Annotated in this window: 5 protein-coding genes and 1 pseudogene; 5 read left to right on the forward strand and 1 reads right to left on the reverse strand. The window is 61.8% G+C overall.

Going from position 1 to position 3,685, the window contains the following annotated elements:
• The 3 genes and pseudogenes from IWX65_RS17255 to IWX65_RS17265 all read left to right on the forward strand — a co-directional run.
• A pseudogene (locus tag IWX65_RS17255) lies at nucleotides 1-240 on the forward strand (hypothetical protein); the annotation flags it as partial.
• Nucleotides 237-1,037, forward strand: coding sequence for a Crp/Fnr family transcriptional regulator (locus IWX65_RS17260; protein WP_196884783.1), 801 nt, complete (start codon nucleotides 237-239; stop codon nucleotides 1,035-1,037). The pseudogene IWX65_RS17255 and the gene IWX65_RS17260, both read left to right, overlap by 4 nt.
• Nucleotides 1,038-1,150: 113 nt before the next feature.
• Nucleotides 1,151-1,693: a carboxymuconolactone decarboxylase family protein gene (locus tag IWX65_RS17265; protein ID WP_196884784.1), complete on the forward strand. Its 543-nt coding sequence runs from the start codon at nucleotides 1,151-1,153 to the stop codon at nucleotides 1,691-1,693.
• Nucleotides 1,694-1,943: 250 nt separating this feature from the next.
• On the opposite strand, the gene IWX65_RS17270 is transcribed toward IWX65_RS17265, so the two are convergent.
• Nucleotides 1,944-2,366 (reverse strand): heavy metal-responsive transcriptional regulator, encoded by a 423-nt coding sequence (locus IWX65_RS17270; protein WP_196884785.1) that lies wholly within the window; start codon nucleotides 2,364-2,366, stop codon nucleotides 1,944-1,946.
• Between the two features lie 55 nt (nucleotides 2,367-2,421).
• On the opposite strand from IWX65_RS17270, the gene IWX65_RS17275 reads away from it, so the two are divergent.
• Both IWX65_RS17275 and IWX65_RS17280 read left to right on the forward strand, forming a co-directional pair.
• The gene (locus IWX65_RS17275) at nucleotides 2,422-2,721 is read left to right on the forward strand and encodes a thioredoxin family protein (protein WP_196884786.1); all 300 of its coding nucleotides are present in this window, start codon (nucleotides 2,422-2,424) and stop codon (nucleotides 2,719-2,721) included.
• A gap of 134 nt (nucleotides 2,722-2,855) precedes the next feature.
• Nucleotides 2,856-3,685: FAD-dependent oxidoreductase (locus IWX65_RS17280; RefSeq protein WP_196884787.1), on the forward strand; the 830-nt coding region annotated here is incomplete at its 3' end.

The following is a 3,685-nucleotide window of genomic DNA, read 5'->3' on the forward strand; positions in this document are numbered from 1 at the left end:
CTAGCCCTGACGATACCTGCGGCCGGCTTGCTGTCGGGAAGCCTGATGAAAAGTGCCCTCGTCGGCGCGCTCTATGGAGCGTTGTGGTGGGTGCTGGGGCCGCTGCTGATCATGCCGGCGATGATGGGGATGCCGCTGTTCACCCTTGATGGGGCCTCCTTAACATCGTTGATGGGCCATGTGATCTACGGGGTTATTCTGGGACTGGTCGCAGCGATGATCCTCCGACGCCGCCGATGACAGCTCCCAAGTTGAACGCCGCATGCTCCACCACGATCCTGTCCGCCGCTACGAGTCCTTCGAAGGTATGGGCACCGCACGAACAGGAGGTCGAGATATTGGCTGAAACAGGGGAGCCCTTCAGCTGCCTGAACGCGGTGGAGCTCTTCGCTGATCTCACTACCCAGGACATGGCCTCGCTAGACCGGATATCGCCCCCGCGGCTTTTCCACAGCGGGGAACTCGTCTTCAGCCAGGCCCAGCCCGTCAGCGCCCTGTTCATCCTCAAGGCAGGCAGGATCCGCATCTTCCGGGTAGCCGAGGACGGAAAAACCCTCACCATCGCCATCCTGGAACCAGGCGCCGTGTTCGGCGAAATGCTCCTGGTGGGCCAGCAGATGTATGACAACTACGCCGAAGCGATCGAGGACTCGACAGTGTGCCAGCTCAGCGCCGGGGACGTCGAGGAACACTTCCTCTCCAACCCCAAAATGGCGGTAAAAATCTCGCGTCTTCTCGGCGAGCAAGTCGCCAGGCTCGAGGAACGCCTGACGGACATGGCGCTACGTCCCCTCTCCGCACGCACAGCCGCGACCCTGCTGAAACTCGCCGAATCAGCGCCCCGCAGCAGGTTCACACAATCCCAGGCAGTGAAACTTACTCATGAGCAACTCGCAGGACTGCTGGGGGCAACACGCGAGGCGACCAGCAAGACGATGTCGGACTTCGCAACCCGCAACCTGATCCGGCAGGGCAGGGGACGCATTGTCATCGAAGACCTCCCAGGGCTCCGACGGATCTCCCGCACCACCTTCTGACCCTTCTCCCAGCTCGACCCGTGGCACATCCACGCCCGAGCGTCATGCAGAACCGCTGTCAGATTCTCCTATAAACCTCCATCCGAGAAACCCCGATGAAAGAAGGAACACGCATGTCACGCATCACCGTCCACACTCCTGAGACCGCCCCTGAAGAAAGCCGCAACGAGCTCGGCGCCCTAGGCCAGAAGTTCGGAAAAGTCCTCAACATCCACGGCGCCATGGCCCACTCCCCAGTTGTCCTGCAGTCCTATGTGGCACTCCAGCAGGTCATCGGCGACTACGGAACCTTCGATGCCCGTACCAGGGAGGCCATCGCCCTGGTCGTGGGTAACGTCGACGAGTGCACCTACTGCCAGTCCGCCCACACCATGGGAGCCAAAGCCACTGGCCTCACCGAAGACCAGACGATTTCGATCCGGAAAGGTGACGTTGACTTCGACGACAAGCTCGCGGCCCTGCTGGAACTGGCACGGCAATCAACCGCGAACAAGGGAGCAGTAAAGGACAGTGACTGGCAGGCCGGTCTCGATGCAGGATGGACCGACACTGAACTCACCGAACTTTCCACCCACATAGCCCTGAACCTGTTCACCAACTACTTCAACCACCTCGTGGAAACCGACCTGGACATCCCGGCAGCACCAGGACTCTAACCACTCACACCACGTAGGCAGGCCCCTGCCCGTCCAGGCAGGCCCCTGCCTGCGTCACAAGCGACGTCCACCGGGGCCGGGTTCCCCCCCTGGAGGAATTGGTGCCGGATCACCACCCCACCAGCCATACGATCCATCGCCCGGATGTCGCTGAAGATAGCTGCAGACTTAGCTACAGAACAGGTCCCCGGTGACCTGCATCTTCACGTGGCGGGTTTCTCCGGGGGCCTCATGGCGAGGACTAAACGTGTTACTTGTCGTGTCCGGCCGTTTTTGGAGTCGCGATGATGCGGCAGATGTCTGCGTCGGCGCAGTCGGCTGGGTCGAGGTCATGACCGGTTTCGATGAGTTGCTCAAGTTCGGTTGCCAGGGCAGCGAGTTCGCGTTGACGGGCACTGACGTCGACAAGCTTTTGCTCCAGTAGGAGTGATACGTGGGCGCATGGGGCCTCACCGGCATCGCGAAGCCCGAGGACGCTCCCAATCTCGGCCAAGGTAAGGCCGGAGGTTTGGGCGGCCCGGATGAACTGCAATCGGCCGATGATGGCGGCGTCATCGTAGCTTCGGTACCCATTGGGCTCACGACGAGGCGCCGGCAGCAGCCCCTGTCGTTCATAGAAGCGGATGGTTTGACCGTCGACGCCGGTGATCGCAGCGACTTTCCCGATGAGCACCGTTCCACCCTACCCCTTGACCTTGTAGCGAACTGCAAGGTCTAGTGTCGGAAGTATGAATATCACGTTGCAGTACTTCGACGGCTGCCCCAACTGGGAAATCACCCTCGAGCGGCTCATGGTCCTCACCGCGGAACGCCCCGACATCGTTGTAACACGTCAGAGGATCGACACCGCGGACGAGGCCGAGCGGGTGGGCTTCCACGGTTCCCCCACCATCCTGATCAACGGGACCGATGTGTTCGCTGATGCGTCTACGCAGGTGGGGCTGGCATGCCGCAGGTACCTGACTCCCGAGGGGCCAGCGGGCGCGCCCACCATCGAGCAGATGCGGGCAGCCCTGCCCATCGGTTGAGTGCCCGAGGACTAACGATGGCGAACCGCGGATGGTCGGCGAGGACGTCCACTGCTCCGCGTCACCGTGGCTCCTCTCGGTAGGCGCCGCAGATGCGGCCACGGAAAGATACCTGACAAAAAGGAGAGCTTGAGATGACTGACAACTATGACCTGCTGGTCATCGGTGCCGGAATGGCCGGGATCGCTGCGGCGACGAAATGCTCCTCGGCAGGGTGGCGCGTGGGAATCGTTGATGCACTTCCCTACGGTGGCACCTGTGCTCTGCGCGGCTGCGACCCGAAAAAAATTCTGCGGCGCGCCGCAGAGGTGGTGGAAGACGCCCGGCTGATGCGCGGCAAGGGCCTCAACGAGGGCGGTCTGTCGATCAATTGGGGCGATCTGATGAAGCATAAACACGGCTTCACTAATCCCGTGCCGCAAAGTATGGAAGATGACCTACGCGCACACGGCGTGGACACTCTCCACGGTACGGCTGCTTTCACCGGTCCGAGACAAGTCAAGATCGATGGGGCAACTTACGAAGCGTCGAGAATCCTGATCGCGACCGGGGCCACCCCCCAGCCTCTCGACTTCCCGGGCGAGGAACACCTGATCGATAGCACCGACTTCCTGAACCTTGAGAGCCTTCCTTCCCGGATCGTGTTTGTTGGTGGCGGTTTCGTCTCCTTCGAGTTCGCCCACATCGCCGCCCGTGCGGGAAGCTCCCCGGTCATCGTGGATCGTGGTGTCCGGCCGCTGAAGGCATTCGACGCGGATCTTGTCGAACTGCTGATCAGCCGCGGTTCCGACGCCGGAATCGAGGTCCAGCGCGGTACGAGCATCACCAGCGTCGTGAAAACCGAATCCGGTTACCAGGTACACGTCGATCAGGCCGGCAGCCCGGCGACAATTGATGCGGACCTCGTCGTTCACGGCGCCGGACGGATCCCGGACCTGTCCCGGCTGAACCTCGAAGAGGCCTA

This window comes from Arthrobacter sp. CAN_A214, from assembly GCF_015751955.1.
Lineage (GTDB): Bacteria > Actinomycetota > Actinomycetes > Actinomycetales > Micrococcaceae > Arthrobacter_D.

What these genes read in the sequence shown, in the direction of transcription:
- IWX65_RS17260 (WP_196884783.1), top strand. Translation starts at nt 237, where the DNA reads ATGACAGCTCCCAAGTTGAACGCCGCATGCTCCACCACGATCCTGTCC.
- IWX65_RS17265 (WP_196884784.1), top strand. Translation starts at nt 1,151, where the DNA reads ATGTCACGCATCACCGTCCACACTCCTGAGACCGCCCCTGAAGAAAGC.
- IWX65_RS17275 (WP_196884786.1), top strand. Translation starts at nt 2,422, where the DNA reads ATGAATATCACGTTGCAGTACTTCGACGGCTGCCCCAACTGGGAAATC.